Origin of the sequence: Streptomyces sp. NPDC056224 (assembly GCF_042267665.1) — a bacterium.
In the GTDB taxonomy this organism is placed as follows: domain Bacteria; phylum Actinomycetota; class Actinomycetes; order Streptomycetales; family Streptomycetaceae; genus Streptomyces.
In genome coordinates this window covers 225,438-239,809 of sequence record NZ_JBHJTK010000008.1, presented here as the reverse complement: position 1 = coordinate 239,809, position 14,372 = coordinate 225,438, and the positions used below count along the sequence as shown (strand labels likewise).

Sequence of the window (14,372 nt, the reverse complement as noted above, 5' to 3'; positions counted from 1 at the left end):
TCTCTTGTTTCCTTTTTTGTTTTTTGTTTTCTCGATGTTACTCCCCCCCCCCCATCACCCTACCCCCCGGCGGGGCCGGCCCCCCGCCCGGGCCCCCGCTCGTGGTCCGCGGGCGCCCGCGGCGCCGTCCGCGCCGCCGCCGCAGGCCGGACCTCGCTCAACCGGCCCGCCACCCGGGGGAGTCGAGCACCGGCGAATGACGGAAAGGGAAGTGGAACTGCCGGGTCCGCTACGGCGTCCTAGGCTGTGTCACAAGTCCCCGCCTCACCGAGAATCGAGGGGACGTCATGATCCATCCGCCTTTCCGTCGGATCGTGGCCCTGGCCTGCGGCGCTCTGCTCGCCGCCGGGCTCTCGTCCGCCGCTCCGGCCTCGGCCGCCATCGCCGCCCGGGCCCAGATCCAGACGCCGCTCGTCGTCAACGCCCGCTGGGGCGGGCACCCCGCCTACGACCGGATCGTCATCGACCTCCGGGGGTTCGTCCCCGGGGCGACCGTCACCTCCGTCCCGCGGCTGCTCTACGACGGGTCCGGCCAGCCCGTGCCGCTCGCCGGGAAGCACTTCCTGGAGATCCGGCTCAACCCCGCCGCCGCGCACGACGACGCGGGAAACAGCACCTACCGGGGGCCCAGGCTCCAGAGGACCGGCCTCAGCACGCTCAAGGGCCTCGCCCTGACCGGCGACTTCGAGGGGTACGTGACCTTCGGCGCCGCCTTCGACACGGTCCCGTACTACCGCACCTTCTCCCTGCATTCGCCGGAGCGGTTCGTGGTGGACATCGCGCACCCGCACCCGTGCTGAACGGCCGGGCGTCCCGGCGGCGGCACGCACCCCGTCGCCGCCGGGATGCGTACGGTCCGAAATGTTCCTAAGGTCGATGGACAGGGACACGCCGCAGGAGAACCCGGTTCCCCGCCACTGACGGCGTCGGCCCCCTTCCGCCAGGAGATGAACCGCATGACGACTGCGTCCGACACTCCTGTCCTCGACACCCTCGCCGCCATGACGCTCGACTCGCTCGAACGGTGCGGCCTGTCCGCGGACACCCTCATGCTCACCCGCATCGCCGCGCTCGTCGCCATGGACGCGCCCGCGATGTCCTACGTCGCCCACATCGGCCCCGCCATGGACTCCGGCGTGGACGCCGGCAAGCTCCAGGACGTCCTGGTGGCCATCGCCCCGATCGTGGGCACCGCCCGCGTCATGTCGGCGGCCACCCACCTCACGGAGGCGCTGGGGATCGCCATCGCCGTGGCCGAATCCGACACCCAGCCCTGAGCCCCGTCCTCCACGGGTGAGGACGATGTCCCCGGCGTCCCGTTCCGGCGCGCCGACGCGCGCACGCGCGTCGGCGCGCTTGGCGCTGGCCTGCGCACTGGGTGCGGCGGTGGCGCTGGTGACGGCGAGCGGGTTCGGCGGTCTGGTCATCCTCGCCGCCGGGGTGGCCTGTTCGGCGCTCACGGCGATGGGTACGTGGTGGGCGCTGTCCCATCGCGGGGCCGTGCGGGTGGCCGGGGTGCTGGTCGCGGTGGCCGCGCCCGTGGCCGTCCTGGTGCTCTACACCCGGGCGGGCCTGTGGCCGACCCTGCTGGCCGCGATCGTCCTGTGGGCGGCCGCCGTGGCGTGCTCGCGGTGGGCGCTGATGCGCGCACGGGAGCCCGGAGGCATGCGCGCGGTCCCGTGCTCCCTCCCCCGGCATCCGGTGCTGATCATGAATCCGAAGTCCGGCGGCGGCAAGGTGGGCCGTTTCGGTCTGGTCGAGAAGGCCGAGGCCCTGGGCGCCCGGGTCGTGCTGCTGGGCGGCGAGGGTGAAACGGACCTCGCCGCGATCGCCCGCCGGGCGGTCGCCGACGGCGCGGACCTGCTGGGGGTGGCGGGCGGCGACGGCACCCAGGCCCGGGTCGCCGAAGTGGCCGCCGAGCACGGCCTGCCGTTCCTGGCGATCTCCGCGGGCACCAGGAACCACTTCGCCATGGACCTCGGTCTGGACCGCGAGGACCCGGCCCGGTGCCTGGACGCGCTGACCGACGGGGAGGAACTCCGGATCGACCTGGGTTTCGTGGGCGGCCGCGCCTTCGTCAACACGGCCTCGTTCGGCGTCTACGCACAGGTCGTGCAGCGCCCGGAGTACCGCGATGCCAAGGCGGGCTCGATCCTGGACGCGCTGCCGGACCTCCTGCTCGGATACTCCGGCCACACGCTCGACGCACGGACGGACGGCACCGGGCTGGAGTCCCAGCAGGCCCTCCTGGTCAGCAACAACCCGTACGCCGCCCCCGATCCCACGTCCGCGGGCGGCCGCAGGCCCCGGCTGGACCTGGGGCTGCTGGGTGTCGTCGGGATCCGGGTGGGCAATGCGGCCCAGGCGGCGGACATCGCGGTCAGAGGCGCCCGGGCAGCGGGCCTGAACGTGCTGACCTCCCGCCGGATCGTCGTCACCTCGGACACCGACCGCATCGCGGTCGGTGTGGACGGCGAGGCCCTGTCCCTGCCCGCCCCCGTCACCTGCACCATCCGCCCGGGCGCCTTGCGCGTGCTGGTGCCCAAGGACCGGCCCGGGGCCCGTACGCCCCCTCCGCCCCCCAACTGGCGCGACGTCGTCGCACTGGCCTTCGGTCGGCCCACATAAGGATGCCCCTTTTGGTGCATGGCGCCACAATTGACCATGTCTGCTGTTCCTATCAGGTTGGAGACGGCCGTGAAGGACCTCGAATTCGAACAGAAGCGTTCGCTGACGCGCCTTGAGGCCGCCGATCAGCTCTCCGCCCTCGCGGACGCCCTCAGGCGCGGCGGCACGGCCGAACTGGAGCTCGGACCCGGGACGCTGACCCTGCGGATCCCCGACGAACTCCGCTCCGAAATCGAGGTCGAGGTCGGCGACGGGGAGATCGAGCTGGAGATCGAACTCAAGTGGCCGACCCTGCACGCGGGCGCCGGCACCGACGCCGCGAAGGAATAGAAGACCATGACCAGTCCAGCCGAGCGGGACCGCAGCGGGCGCGCGGTGCGCAAGCAGGTCAGCCGGGCCTCGCACGGCCGGTGGACCCCGGCCGCGGACCGGCCCGATCCCCTGTGGGTGCTGCAGCGGCAGGCCGTCGACCGGGTGGCCGAGCTGCTGCCGATCCGCTACGGGCGGATGTCGGTCTCCCCCTTCACCTTCCTGCGCGGCGCGGCCGCCGTCATGGCCGCGGACCTCGGCGCCGCGGCGAACACCGGTCTGACCGTCCAGCTCTGCGGTGACGCGCACCTGCTGAACTTCGGCGTCTACGCCTCACCCGAACGGGCCCTGCTGTTCGACGTCAACGACTTCGACGAGACCCTGCCCGGCCCGTTCGAATGGGACGTCAAGCGGCTCGCCGCCAGCGTCGCGGTGGCCGCCCGCGACCGGGGGCACGGGGACGAACGCGCGTGGCGTGCCGCTCTCTCCGCGGCCGAGGCCTACCGGAGCGCCATGCGGAAGCTGGCCGAGCACGGCGAGCTCGCCGTCTGGTACCAGCGGATCGACCCCTACGCGGTACTCCCCCTGGTCCGCGGCAAGCGGCGGGGACGGGCCGAGGCGAACCTGGCACGCGCCCGCGGGCGCACCAGCCTGCAGGCACTCGACAAGCTCACCGAGATCCACGGCGGCCGTCGGCGGATCATCCACGACCCGCCGCTGCTGGCGCCCGTCGGCAAACGCGCGGCACGGGCCGTCGACGCGATCTTCAGCCAGTACCGCGGCACCCTCCCCGAGGAGCGCCGCCTCCTGCTGGACCGCTACGGGTTCGTCGACGCGGCCCGGAAGGTCGTCGGGGTGGGAAGCGTGGGCACGCGCTGCTTCATCGTCCTGCTGACCGGCCGCGACGAGCAGGACCCGCTCTTCCTCCAGCTCAAGGAGGCCGTGCCGTCGGTGCTGGAGGCCCACCTGCCGGCCGGCGGCCACGCTCACCACGGTCAGCGGGTGGTCGCGGGGCAGCGGCTGATGCAGGCCGCCAGCGACATCTTCCTCGGCTGGACGACCGGACCCGAGGGGCGCCACTTCTACTGCCGCCAGCTGCGCGACATGAAGGGGTCGGCGCTGATCGAGACCATGAGCCCGTCCGTACTGCGCAAATACGCCGCACTGTGCGGCACGGCCCTGGCCCGCGCCCACGCCCGCTCCGGCGACCGCATCGCCATCGCCGGTTACCTCGGCAAGGGCGACGCCTTCGACCGGGCCGTCGCCGACTTCGCGCTCCTCTACGCCGACCAGACCGTCTCCGACCACGCCGCGCTCACCGCTGCCATCGCCGCCGGCGACGTCATCGCCACCCCCGACATCTGAACGGGGAACCCGCTCAGGGCCGTTTCGGCCTCCGGGCGCTCAGGGCCGTTTCGGCCTCCGGGACGGCCGGAAGCGAGTGATCCTCCCCCGGGTGGTGTGCCACCGCTCCCTCACCTGGTCGACCACCTTGTCCCATTCGCGGCGGACCTCGTCGTCCGGCGGCCGCTCGCCCTGGCGGATCCGGCCGAGTTCGTCGTGCACCTCCCGGCCGAGCGCCGCCGACCCCACCACGACCAGCACGATGACGAAGAACGCCGAGAGCATCGCGAAGACCACGCCCACCGCGCCGTAGCGGTCGGCGTAGGAGTTGAACAGGCGCGGCAGATACAGCTGCGCGCCCACGAAGTAGACCACCGTGGACACGGACGCGATGACACCGAACGGCAGGAGGTCACGCCAGGGGATCCTCTTCGCCGAGAGGATCCAGCCGCCCCAGACGAGGAAGAGCCCGGTCAGCGACGCTTCGAGCAGGTTCACCGCCAGCGTGAGGTGTCCGCGGCCGGTGACGGCGACGAGCCAGCCGCTCACCGGCACGTAGATCACGAAGACGAGGGCCCACTTCGCGTCGTTCACCGTGTTGCGCACGCTCAGGGGCTTGAGCCGCCACGTCTGCTCGAACAGCCGCTGCACCGCGCGCGCGAAGCTCAGCGTGGAGATCAGCAGGAACAGGGCCCCGAGGACGCCGACGCTCGTGTCGGCGGCCGAGGAGAAGATCTGCCGTACGGCATCGGCTCCGGCCCCCGTGAGGCCGTACCGGTCGATGATCTGCTCGGCGACGTCCTTGTTCCCGATGCCGGCCAGAACCGCCCCGCTGAGGATCGCGAGGGAGACCATCGTGGTCAGCATGCTGGAAGCCAGCGCCATCGAGCGGTCGAACCCGGCGATGCGCTGGAATCGGTTCACCACGCGAAGCGCGAATGCCGGACGCAGCCAGAACGTCAGCGTTCTGATGAATCGCTCGCGATTGATCTGAGCCGCCCTCCGCTCCGGGGGATCCCGGCGGTCCGTGACCGGGTGGCTGCCGGACCGTCCCTCACCTGTGTTCGGGGTTCTCGAAGTCGAACCGGCACCCCGCGTCCCACTCCGAGCGCTGGTTGCCGTGGGCGGGGATGCCGCCGGCGTCCTTCAGGATCCTCGCCAGGTGGAGCATGTTCCAGGTCATGAAGGTGGTGTTGCGGTTGGTGAAGTCGTTCTCCGGCCCGCCGGAACCGGGGTCGAGGTACGAGGGACCGGGACCGGCCTCACCCACCCAGCCCGCGTCCGCCTGCGGCGGGACCGCGTACCCCAGGTGCTGCAGGCTGTACAGCACGTTCATCGCGCAGTGTTTGGCACCGTCCTCGTTGCCCGTGATCAGACAGCCGCCCACGCGGCCGTAGTAGGCGTACTGGCCGGCTTCGTTCAGGATCGACGAACAGGCGTAGAGGCGTTCGACGACCCGTTTCATGACCGAGGAGTTGTCACCCAGCCACACGGGCCCGGCCAGCGTCAGCATGTCGGCGGCCATCACCTTGCTGTAGACGACCGGCCACTCGTCGGTTTCCCAGCCGTGCTCGGTCATGTCCGGCCACACACCGGTGGCGATGTCGAGGTCCACCGCCCGCAGGACCTCGACCTGCACGCCCTGGCGTTCCATGATGCCGCGGCTGACGTCGATCAGGCCCTCGGTGTGGCTGCGCTCCGGCGACCGCTTGAGCGTGCAGTTGATCACCAGGGCACGCAGGTCCCCGTAGGTCTTTTCCGTCTCCGCCATCGCCCTGTCTCCTTCACGCGGCAGGAGCGAGCCGGGCTCGCGTACCGCCCTGGTGGGGGAACGTGTACCGCACTGCGCGCTCCACTCCACCAGGCCGCTCCCCCGCGCGCCCGGCGGGCTGGGCCACCTGCCGTACCGCGGGCACCACCTGGTGGTGTTCGCAGCGGTTTGTCACCTCTCCGCGCGGCCGACTAGGGTCAGTGCGCCTTGGTGTTCGGGAAACCGGTGTGAAACCGGTGCGGCCCTCGCCACTGTGATCGGGAAGTCCGGCTCCACTCTCCCCCAGACTCCGTCCGGGAGGTGCCCCCAGGGAAGCCACTGGGCCCGCGCGGGAAACCGCACGGCCCCGGGAAGGCGGAGTCCGGGCATCAGTACCCGTGAGCCAGGAGACCGGCCGGGGCGCGCTGTCCATCCACGAGGTGCTGGAGAGGTCTTCCCCACTCATGCATATAGCCGAGGGGTTTTTGCCCCCGTTGCACGCGGTCGCCTGGGGCGCCGCGTCCGCTCCCTTTGTCGTACACGGAGTACGCGCCCTCACCCGCGAGGTGAAGGCCAATCCGGAGAGCACGCTGCTGCTCGGAGCGTCCGGGGCGTTCACGTTCGTCCTGTCCGCCCTGAAAATCCCCTCCGTGACGGGCAGTTGCTCCCATCCCACCGGTACCGGGCTCGGGGCCATCCTCTTCCGGCCGCCGATCATGGCGGTGCTCGGCACGATCACCCTGCTCTTCCAGGCGCTGCTGCTGGCGCACGGCGGGCTCACCACGCTCGGCGCCAACGTGTTCTCGATGGCGATCGCCGGGCCCTGGGCGGGCTACGGCGTCTACCGGCTGCTGCGCAGGTGCGGCCTGCCGCTGATGGTGACCGTGTTCGCCGGCGCCTTCTTCGCCGACCTGGTCACCTACTGCGTGACCTCCGTCCAGCTGGCGCTGGCCTTCCCCGACCCGGGCACCGGATTCCCGGGCGCGCTGGAGAAGTTCGCGGGCATCTTCGCGCTCACGCAGATCCCGCTCGCGGTCAGCGAGGGGCTGCTGACCGTGCTCGTGATGCGGCTGCTGATGCAGTCCAGCAAGTCGGACCTGGTCCGGCTCGGCGTCGCGAAGCTCACCGGATCCGGGACGAAGCAGGAGGCGTCGGCCTGATGAGCAGGAACGCGAAGATCAACACCCTGTTGCTGCTCGTGGTGGCGGCGCTGGCCGTGCTCCCGCTCGCGCTGGGCCTGGGCGAGGGCAAGGAGGAGCCGTTCAGTGGCGCCGACGGGCAGGCCGAGGCGGCCATCACCGAGCTGAAGCCGGACTACGAGCCCTGGTTCTCGCCGCTGTACGAACCCCCGTCCGCGGAGATCGAGTCGGCGCTGTTCGCCCTCCAGGCGGCGCTGGGGGCGGGCGTGCTCGCGTACTACTTCGGCGTGCGCCGGGGCCGGCGCCAGGGTGCGGCGTCCGCCGCTGCCGCCGCCCCGGCCCCGTCCCCGTCCCCGTCCCCGTCCGCGTCCGCGCCCGTCACGGAGTCGTAGGCGGTGCTGCCGATCGACGCGGCGGCGCACAGCAGCCGCTGGCGCCATCGCCATCCGCTGGAGAAGGCCGTGCTGGGGATCGGGCTGACGGTCACCGCGGTGTGCCTGCCGGCGTGGCCCGGCGGGCCGCTGGTCGCCGCGGCCACCCTCGCCGTGCTCCTCGGCCCCGCCGGGGTGGCCGGGCGGCAGCTGTGGCGGGCCTTCCGGATCCCGCTCGGTTTCTGCTTCACGGGGGCGCTGCCGCTGCTGTTCGCCGTCGGCGGGCCCGGCGGGTTGCTCTCGCTGGCCCCGGACGGCCCCCGGCACGCCGCGGAGCTGCTGCTGCGCACCTCGGCGGCCTCGCTCGGTGTGCTGCTGTTCGCGTTCACCACCCCGGTCTCGGACGTGCTGCCGCGGCTGGTCCGGGCGGGGGTGCCGGCCCCCGTGGTGGACGTGGCCCTGGTCATGTACCGGATCGGGTTCCTGCTCCTGGACTCCCTCGCCCGGATCCGGCAGGCCCAGGCGGCCCGGCTCGGCACCACCGGCCGGGCGGCGGCGTGGCGTTCGGTGGGCGCTCTCGCCGCGACCTCGTTCGTACGGGCCTTCGACCGCGCGGCGCGGCTCCAGTCGGGCCTGGCCGGGCGCGGCTACGACGGCGCGCTGCGCGTGCTCGTCCCCGAGGCGGCGCTGTCCTGGCGGTTCCTGACCGCCTGTGCCGCACTGCTGACCGGCCTGACCGCCGTGACCCTCGTACTGAAGGAGCTGTACCTGTGAGGCCGTTGGTGGAACTGGTGGGCGCGGGCTACGCGTACGAGGACGGGCCCGCCGTGCTCCGCGGAGTCGACTTCGGGATCGCCGAGGGCCGGGCGCTGGTCCTGCTGGGCCGCAACGGCAGCGGCAAGACCACGCTGATGCGGCTGCTGAGCGGGGGCCTGCGGCCCGGGTCGGGCGCGTTGCGCCTGGACGGCTCGGCGGTCTCGTACGACCGGGCCGGCCTGACCCGGCTGCGCACGGCGGTCCAGCTGGTCGTGCAGGACCCGGACGACCAGCTGTTCGCGGCCTCGGTGGAACAGGACGTCTCCTTCGGCCCGTTGAACCTGGGCCTGCCGGTGCCCCAGGTGCGCGAGCGGGTCGACGCCGCGCTCGCCGCGCTGGACATCACGGCGCTGCGGGACCGTCCGACCCATCTCCTGTCGTACGGGCAGCGCAAGCGGGCGGCGATCGCGGGCGCGGTGGCGATGGCTCCGCGGGTGCTGATCCTGGACGAGCCGACCGCCGGGCTCGACCCGGACGGCCAGGAGCGGCTGCTGGACGTCCTGGCGGGGCTGCGCGCCTCGGGGACCACGGTGGTGATGGCCACCCACGACGTGGACCTGGCCGTCCGGTGGGCCGACGACGCCGCGGTCCTGACCCCGTCGGGCATCCGGGTGGGCGCGGCCCGGGTGCTGCTCTCGGATCCGGCCCTGCTCGCCGAGGCGGGCCTGCGCCAGGCCTGGTCCCCGGCGGTGACGGCCTTCCTGCGCGCCCACGGCCTGCTGCCCGCCGGCGTCCCGGGCCCCCGGACCCCTGACGGGCTGGCCCGCATGGCCGCAGCCCGCCCGGGGCCGATGCAAACCTAGGATGGCGTCATGTCGCTGCCGCACGCCATCCTCACCGCCCTGCTCGAGAAGCCCTCGTCCGGGCTGGAGCTGACCCGGCGCTTCGACAAGTCGATCGGGTTCTTCTGGTCGGCGACGCACCAGCAGATCTACCGCGAGCTCGGCAGGCTGGAGGAGTCCGGGCTGATCCGGGAGCTGCCGAGCGACGTTCCCGTGCGGGGGCAGAAGAAGGAGTACGAGGTCCTGCCCGCGGGCGGCGCGGAGCTCGCGCGGTGGGTCGGCGAGAGCCAGGACCCCAAGCCGATGCGCGATCCCCTGCTGCTGCGCATCCGCGCGGCGGGGGTGGTCGGGCCGCAGGGGCTCGGCGCCGAGCTGCGGCGCCATCTGGAGCTGCACCAGCGGCAGCTGGCGCAGTACGAGGCCATCGAGGAGAAGGACTTCCCGCCGGAGCGGGACGCCGTGGAGGACCGGCTGCGCCGGCTCGTCCTGCACGGCGGGATCGCCCTGGAGACGTTCTGGCTGCACTGGCTCCAGGAGGCCCTCACCGAGGTCGGGGACATGACGCCCCCGGGCGGCGGCACGGCATGACCGCGCCCCCGCCCGGCGAGCGGGACGGGGGCGGCGCGGGGGCCCACTGCGCAAAGACCCGCTTCGCGGGTGCCTACTTGTTCAGGGCGGCCCAGAACTCGTCGAAGCTCAGCAGGCCGTCGCCGTTGGCGTCCTTGGCGGCGAGCACGGCGTCCGCGACCGCGCCGGTGACGTACGCGTCGCCCATCGCCTTCATGGCCGCGCTGTACTCGTCGGCCGTGACGAAGCCGTCACCGTTCACGTCGAACTTGCTGAACGTCGCCCGTGCGCTCTCGATGTCCGCCACTGGGTCCACCCCTTCTCGGTGCTTGTTGACCGGCTCAGGGTAGCGGCCCGTGCGGCCGGCCACCGCTCCGGGTCCCGTTCGGGCGGCAGATAGATATTCAATTACCCGCCCGTAAAGCGGAATCGATAATTCCGTCCCATAATTCCGGCATGGACTTGTCACGCTCAGGCGCCACCGCATAACGTACCGACATTGCCGCCACACCAGGAGCGCAGGGCTCCCAGGGACAAGCGGCAACAAGGGCGATCACACAGGTGACGATCACAACTGGCGCATCATTCGAAGTTCTGCCCTTCACACGCACCTGCCGCCACATCTGGGAAGACGGCGACCATGTGCTCATCGGAGTGAGTCCCGGAAACAGCTACTTCAGCTCCGAGCGCATCGCCCGTCTCGCCCAGTGGGCCACGACCCGTTTCGCGCAGGTCGACTTCGTCTACGCAGACCTCCACGTGGACCGGATGTTCGCCGCCTTCGGCTACACCCGGGAGCACGCGCAGAAGCGTGCCGCGAAAGAGATCAAGGCAGTCCGGCGGCGGATCCTGAAGGGCGTGGAGGAATCGGGGCCACCCCAGGGAGAAATCCGCGTGAGGGCACTTTCGGAGTTTCAGGAGAACCCCGTCTACCGGCTGTTGCACCGGCGCGTGCTGCATTTTCTGGAGACCGACGACGAATTCCGCAAGGGTTGCGAGGAGATGGCTTTGCATTTTGTCGGATCGAAGGTACCGGAAGGTGAATCCATCACGGCCGGGCAGTTGCAGGTCTGTTTCGATTACATGGCGGCCGAGCTGCCGTTCTTCGTGGACACCCCGAGCATTCTCGACGTGCCGTCCTCGGTGGCGGCCTATCACGTCAGGATGCCGCTGACGGATGTCCTCTTCGCGCGCGGCGGGGGCCTGCGCGCCACCCGCAACCAGGCGTACGCCGTCGTCCGGCCCGGGGCGGCGGAGACCGCCCGCGAGCACACGGCGCCCGGGAGCGACGAGAACCACGTACCGACCGGAGGGAACGCCGATGAGCGTCGAGCAGCGTGAGGGACCGGAGACCGGGGAGCAGCCGCCGCTCCTCGACTTCCCGCTCTCGCGGCGCGGTGACGTGCTTCCGCGGGAGTGCGCGTGGCTCCGCGAGAAGGCCCCGGTGGCCAGGGTGCGCACCCTCACCGGGGACCCGGCCTGGCTGGTGAGCAGCTACGCGCTGGCCAGGCAGGTGCTGGAGGACGAGCGGTTCAGCCTCAAGGACACGGCGAGGGCCGGGGTCCCGCGCCAGTACGCGCTGACGATCCCGCCCGAGGTCGTCGACAACATGGGCAACATCAACAGCGCGGGCCTGCGCACCGCCGTGATGAAGGCGCTCAACCCGCGCCGGAAGGGGCTCCGGGACCGGCTGCGCGCCACGGCGGGCGAGCTGATCGACCGGCTGGTCGCCGAGGGCGCTCCGGCCGACCTCCGGGCGGGGTTCGCCGACCCCTTCTCGGCGGCACTGCACTGCCAGGTCCTCGGGGTCCCCTTCGAGGACTGGCGGCGGCTGATGTCGGGGCTGGACGTCGCGTTCATGACCGCTCGCGAGCCGTTCGCCGACTCGGCCCTCAACTGGTACAAGGACGTGGGCTACTTCGCCGAGCAGCTGAACGTCCAGCTCGCGCTGCCCGCCGAGGAGCGTACGGGGCTCCTCGGCAGGTTCGCCGGGCTGAAGGAGGCGGACCCGGAGTCGGCGCACCTGACCGACGACATGTTCGCCACGGTCGCCGTCTCGCTCTTCGGCGCGGGCGCGGTCTCCACCTCCGCGTTCCTGGTCCTGGCGGTCCTGGCGCTGCTCCAGAAGCCGGAGCTCGTCGGGTACCTGCGCGGGCATCCGGAGCGCATGGGCAGGGCGGTCGACGAGCTGCTGCGCTGGAACCTGTCCGTGGGCGACGGCCTGCCGCGCATCGCGCTGGCGGACGTCCAGGTCGGCGAGGTCCTGGTGAAGGAGGGCGAGCTCGTCCTCGTCCTGCTGGAGGGGGCCAACTTCGACCCGGAGGCCTTCGAGAACCCGGACGAGCTGGACCTGGCGCGCGAGAGCTCCCGCGCCAACCTCGCCTTCGGCGCCGGCCGGCACTTCTGCCCGGCCTCGGCGCTGGGGCGGGCGCACGCCGAGATCGCGCTGGAGGTGCTGGTCGAGCGGCTGTCCGGGCTGCGGCTCGCGGTGCCCGCCGAGAACCTCGTCTGGCGGACGGGCTTCATCAAACGGCTGCCGGAGCGGCTCCCGGTGGCCTGGTAGTCCGCACGCGGCCCGGTACCGGCGGTGTCCCGGGAGCTGTGCGAGCTCCCGGGGCGCCGCCCCGTCCGCGGCCTACCGGAAGATGCCGGTGTGGCCGAGCGAGTAGCGGCCGGGCTGCGGGTACACGGCGAGGCCGTGCGGCCCGCCGCCCACCGGGATCCGGGCGAGCTGCTTGCCGGTGGCGGTGTCGATGGCGTAGACCTCGCCGTCGTAGCGGCCCGACAGCCACAGCACCTTGCCGTCGGCCGACACGCCGCCCATGTCGGGGCTCCCGCCGTCGGGCAGCTCCCACTTCTTGGTGAGCTTGTTCTGCGGGAAGTCGAAGACGGAGACGGTGCCCTCGCCCCGGTTGGAGACGTACATCTCCTTGGAGTCGCGGCTCACGTACAGCCCGTGGCAGCCCTTTCCGGTGGGCAGCAGCTTCGGGACCTCGAACTTGTCGCCACTGAGCACCCACATGCCGTCCGCCATCATGTCCGCGACGTAGAAGGTCTTCCCGTCCGGCGAGACCTTGACGTCCTGCGGCATCGCGCCCTCGAAGGGCAGTTTCTGCTGCCCGACGACCTCCATCCTCTCGGTGTCGACCTTGAGGAGTTCGCCGGAGAACTCGCAGCTCACGATGAAGTAGCGGCCGTCGGCGGAGAAGTCCGCGTGGTTGACGCCGAAGCAGCTCACCGGGACGGTCTTCACCCGGTCCATGGTGTGCGGGTCGCGGAAGACCAGCTCCTTGTCCATCGAGGCCATGACGACGGCGTACTTGCCGTTCGGCGTGAAGTACAGGTTGTACGGGTCGTGCACCTCGACGGGCTCCCCGGCCTCACCGGTGGCCGGGTTGATCGGGGTGAGCGTGTGGCCCCGGTTGTTGTTGACCCACAGGGTCTTCATGTCCCAGGAGGGCACCACGTGCTGGGGCTGGACCCCTACCGGGATGGTGTCGATGACCTTGTACGTCTCCGGGTCGATGACGGACACCGTGTTGGAGGAGGTGTTCGGCACGTACACGCGGGACGGGAAGTCCTTGACCACGGGGGAGAGCATGTTCGGCCGGTCCGCCGCGTACACGTCGTTCGGATCGAGCAGCGGGGGCATGCCGGGCAGGCCCGGCGGGACGGCCTTGACGGGTTTGGCCGGGCCCTTGGTGCCGAGCGCCTCGGCGGGTCCCTTGTCGGCAGATCCGCAGCCGGCCAGGGCGGCGAGGACCAGACCGGCCAGCAGCACGGAGGCCTTCCGGGGAAGGCAGGTGGTCTTCATGGCGTCAGCAGCTCCGTGGTGGTCACCGCGCGCAGCTTGCGGCGCGCGAGTTCTTCGAGGACGGGCGGCATCGCGTCGACCGTGTCCGCGTAGCCGAAGTGCAGGCTCACCACCGATCCGGCGAGGATCGTCCCGGTGACCGTGCGGATGACGGCCGCGGCGCCGGGCGAGGTGAAGTCGAGGGAGTCCACGTCGTACGAGAGGACGTGGGGGTAGCCGGCCCGCTGGGCCAGCCTCTGGACGAGCGGGGTGGCGTACTGGGTCTGGGAGGGCCGGAACCAGGTGCCGATGGAGCCGGTCAGCCGCTTGAGCCGCTGGGCGCAGCCGGTGATCTCGGCGTACGCCTCCTCCTCCGGCATGGCGTTGATCGCGAGGTGGCGCTGGGTGTGGTTGCCGAGCTCGTGGCCGCCGTCGAGGATCCTGCGGGCCATGTCCGGGTGGGCGTCGAGCCAGTTGCCGATCGCCAGGACGGTGACCCGCGCGCCCGCGCGCTCGGCCTCGGCGAGCACGGCCCGCGCGATGGCGGGTTCCCCGTTGCCGTGGAAGGTGAGGGCCACCCGGGGCCGGTCTCGTGGACCGTGGCCGATCTCGACGGGCTGCCCGGAGAACCTGCGCGGGACGGCCGGGGCCACCTGCGCGGAGCGGACCGGTCTGGCCGGGCCCGGGGGCGGGGTGGTGGGCGCGGCGGCGGACACGGAGGCTGAGCGGTCCGATCCGCAGGCGGCGCTGAGGCCCGCCGCGGCGGCACCGGTCACCCCGAGACTGGCCGCGCGCAGGACCGCACGGCGGCCTGGTTGTGAGAGCACCTGCCCATTTAAGGGGCGGAAGGCCCGGAAGGTAATGATTGACCCA

General features: G+C 71.8%; 17 protein-coding genes and 1 riboswitch. Of the genes, 12 read left to right on the top strand and 5 right to left on the bottom strand.

Going from position 1 to position 14,372, the window contains the following annotated elements:
• Positions 1-287: 287 nt before the first annotated feature.
• The 5 genes from ACFCZ1_RS14230 to ACFCZ1_RS14210 all read left to right on the top strand — a co-directional run bounded on the left by ACFCZ1_RS14230 (position 288) and on the right by ACFCZ1_RS14210 (position 4,302).
• Positions 288-800 carry a hypothetical protein gene (locus ACFCZ1_RS14230; RefSeq protein ID WP_376678651.1) on the top strand — a complete coding sequence of 171 codons (513 nt, stop codon included), beginning with the start codon at positions 288-290 and terminating at the stop codon, positions 798-800.
• Positions 801-956: 156 nt separating this feature from the next.
• A complete protein-coding gene (locus ACFCZ1_RS14225) occupies positions 957-1,277 on the top strand; it encodes a carboxymuconolactone decarboxylase family protein (protein WP_376678650.1) in 321 nt (106 codons plus the stop codon).
• A 25-nt stretch (positions 1,278-1,302) separates the two neighbouring features.
• Complete coding sequence (locus tag ACFCZ1_RS14220; RefSeq protein WP_376678649.1) at positions 1,303-2,628, top strand: diacylglycerol/lipid kinase family protein; 1,326 nt, start codon at positions 1,303-1,305, stop codon at positions 2,626-2,628.
• A gap of 69 nt (positions 2,629-2,697) precedes the next feature.
• Positions 2,698-2,958, top strand: coding sequence for an amphi-Trp domain-containing protein (locus tag ACFCZ1_RS14215; RefSeq protein ID WP_376678648.1), 261 nt, complete (start codon positions 2,698-2,700; stop codon positions 2,956-2,958).
• Between the two features lie 6 nt (positions 2,959-2,964).
• Entirely contained in the window at positions 2,965-4,302 is a 1,338-nt protein-coding gene (locus ACFCZ1_RS14210) for a DUF2252 domain-containing protein (RefSeq protein WP_376678647.1), read from the top strand.
• A 39-nt stretch (positions 4,303-4,341) separates the two neighbouring features.
• On the opposite strand, the gene ACFCZ1_RS14205 is transcribed toward ACFCZ1_RS14210, so the two are convergent.
• Both ACFCZ1_RS14205 and ACFCZ1_RS14200 read right to left on the bottom strand, forming a co-directional pair.
• On the bottom strand, positions 4,342-5,205 hold the full coding sequence (locus tag ACFCZ1_RS14205) for a hypothetical protein (protein ID WP_376678646.1): 864 nt from the start codon (positions 5,203-5,205) through the stop codon (positions 4,342-4,344).
• Positions 5,206-5,335: 130 nt separating this feature from the next.
• A complete protein-coding gene (locus ACFCZ1_RS14200; protein WP_376678645.1) occupies positions 5,336-6,052 on the bottom strand; it encodes a flavodoxin family protein in 717 nt (238 codons plus the stop codon).
• 167 nt (positions 6,053-6,219) lie between these two features.
• Positions 6,220-6,466: riboswitch (cobalamin riboswitch) on the top strand.
• A gap of 29 nt (positions 6,467-6,495) precedes the next feature.
• On the opposite strand from ACFCZ1_RS14200, the gene ACFCZ1_RS14195 reads away from it, so the two are divergent.
• The 5 genes from ACFCZ1_RS14195 to ACFCZ1_RS14175 are packed head-to-tail and all read left to right on the top strand — an operon-like array spanning position 6,496 to position 9,727.
• Positions 6,496-7,191 carry an energy-coupling factor ABC transporter permease gene (locus ACFCZ1_RS14195; RefSeq protein WP_376678671.1) on the top strand — a complete coding sequence of 232 codons (696 nt, stop codon included), beginning with the start codon at positions 6,496-6,498 and terminating at the stop codon, positions 7,189-7,191.
• Positions 7,191-7,562 carry an energy-coupling factor ABC transporter substrate-binding protein gene (locus ACFCZ1_RS14190; protein ID WP_376678644.1) on the top strand — a complete coding sequence of 124 codons (372 nt, stop codon included), beginning with the start codon at positions 7,191-7,193 and terminating at the stop codon, positions 7,560-7,562. The genes ACFCZ1_RS14195 and ACFCZ1_RS14190 overlap by 1 nt, the downstream gene beginning before the upstream one ends.
• 3 nt (positions 7,563-7,565) lie before the next feature.
• Positions 7,566-8,315 carry a cobalt ECF transporter T component CbiQ gene (gene cbiQ, locus ACFCZ1_RS14185; protein WP_376678643.1) on the top strand — a complete coding sequence of 250 codons (750 nt, stop codon included), beginning with the start codon at positions 7,566-7,568 and terminating at the stop codon, positions 8,313-8,315.
• Entirely contained in the window at positions 8,312-9,160 is an 849-nt protein-coding gene (locus tag ACFCZ1_RS14180; RefSeq protein ID WP_376678642.1) for an ATP-binding cassette domain-containing protein, read from the top strand. The genes cbiQ and ACFCZ1_RS14180 overlap by 4 nt, the downstream gene beginning before the upstream one ends.
• A gap of 9 nt (positions 9,161-9,169) precedes the next feature.
• The gene (locus tag ACFCZ1_RS14175; protein ID WP_376678641.1) at positions 9,170-9,727 is read left to right on the top strand and encodes a PadR family transcriptional regulator; all 558 of its coding nucleotides are present in this window, start codon (positions 9,170-9,172) and stop codon (positions 9,725-9,727) included.
• A gap of 73 nt (positions 9,728-9,800) precedes the next feature.
• Here the strand turns inward: ACFCZ1_RS14175 and ACFCZ1_RS14170 are convergent, their stop codons facing one another.
• Complete coding sequence (locus tag ACFCZ1_RS14170) at positions 9,801-10,013, bottom strand: EF-hand domain-containing protein (RefSeq protein WP_376678640.1); 213 nt, start codon at positions 10,011-10,013, stop codon at positions 9,801-9,803.
• A 254-nt stretch (positions 10,014-10,267) separates the two neighbouring features.
• On the opposite strand from ACFCZ1_RS14170, the gene ACFCZ1_RS14165 reads away from it, so the two are divergent.
• On the top strand, positions 10,268-11,047 hold the full coding sequence (locus tag ACFCZ1_RS14165; RefSeq protein WP_376678639.1) for a tRNA-dependent cyclodipeptide synthase: 780 nt from the start codon (positions 10,268-10,270) through the stop codon (positions 11,045-11,047).
• The gene (locus tag ACFCZ1_RS14160; RefSeq protein WP_376678638.1) at positions 11,028-12,269 is read left to right on the top strand and encodes a cytochrome P450; all 1,242 of its coding nucleotides are present in this window, start codon (positions 11,028-11,030) and stop codon (positions 12,267-12,269) included. The genes ACFCZ1_RS14165 and ACFCZ1_RS14160 overlap by 20 nt, the downstream gene beginning before the upstream one ends.
• A 72-nt stretch (positions 12,270-12,341) precedes the next feature.
• Here ACFCZ1_RS14160 and ACFCZ1_RS14155 read toward each other — a convergent pair whose 3' ends face one another.
• Together ACFCZ1_RS14155 and ACFCZ1_RS14150 are read right to left on the bottom strand one after the other, a co-directional pair.
• Positions 12,342-13,520, bottom strand: a complete 1,179-nt coding sequence (locus ACFCZ1_RS14155; protein WP_376678637.1) for a YncE family protein — start codon at positions 13,518-13,520, stop codon at positions 12,342-12,344.
• Positions 13,517-14,326 carry a polysaccharide deacetylase family protein gene (locus ACFCZ1_RS14150; RefSeq protein ID WP_376678636.1) on the bottom strand — a complete coding sequence of 270 codons (810 nt, stop codon included), beginning with the start codon at positions 14,324-14,326 and terminating at the stop codon, positions 13,517-13,519. Before ACFCZ1_RS14150 ends, ACFCZ1_RS14155 begins: the two co-directional genes overlap by 4 nt.
• Positions 14,327-14,372 lie beyond the last annotated feature (46 nt).

Excerpts from the sequence above, each read along its gene's own strand:
- ACFCZ1_RS14210 (WP_376678647.1), top strand. The coding sequence starts at position 2,965 with ATGACCAGTCCAGCCGAGCGGGACCGCAGCGGGCGCGCGGTGCGCAAG.
- ACFCZ1_RS14200 (WP_376678645.1), bottom strand. The coding sequence starts at position 6,052 with ATGGCGGAGACGGAAAAGACCTACGGGGACCTGCGTGCCCTGGTGATC.
- ACFCZ1_RS14160 (WP_376678638.1), top strand. The coding sequence starts at position 11,028 with ATGAGCGTCGAGCAGCGTGAGGGACCGGAGACCGGGGAGCAGCCGCCG.
- ACFCZ1_RS14175 (WP_376678641.1), top strand. The coding sequence starts at position 9,170 with ATGTCGCTGCCGCACGCCATCCTCACCGCCCTGCTCGAGAAGCCCTCG.
- ACFCZ1_RS14195 (WP_376678671.1), top strand. The coding sequence starts at position 6,496 with ATGCATATAGCCGAGGGGTTTTTGCCCCCGTTGCACGCGGTCGCCTGG.
- ACFCZ1_RS14220 (WP_376678649.1), top strand. The coding sequence starts at position 1,303 with ATGTCCCCGGCGTCCCGTTCCGGCGCGCCGACGCGCGCACGCGCGTCG.
- ACFCZ1_RS14155 (WP_376678637.1), bottom strand. The coding sequence starts at position 13,520 with ATGAAGACCACCTGCCTTCCCCGGAAGGCCTCCGTGCTGCTGGCCGGT.
- ACFCZ1_RS14190 (WP_376678644.1), top strand. The coding sequence starts at position 7,191 with ATGAGCAGGAACGCGAAGATCAACACCCTGTTGCTGCTCGTGGTGGCG.
- ACFCZ1_RS14225 (WP_376678650.1), top strand. The coding sequence starts at position 957 with ATGACGACTGCGTCCGACACTCCTGTCCTCGACACCCTCGCCGCCATG.
- ACFCZ1_RS14230 (WP_376678651.1), top strand. The coding sequence starts at position 288 with ATGATCCATCCGCCTTTCCGTCGGATCGTGGCCCTGGCCTGCGGCGCT.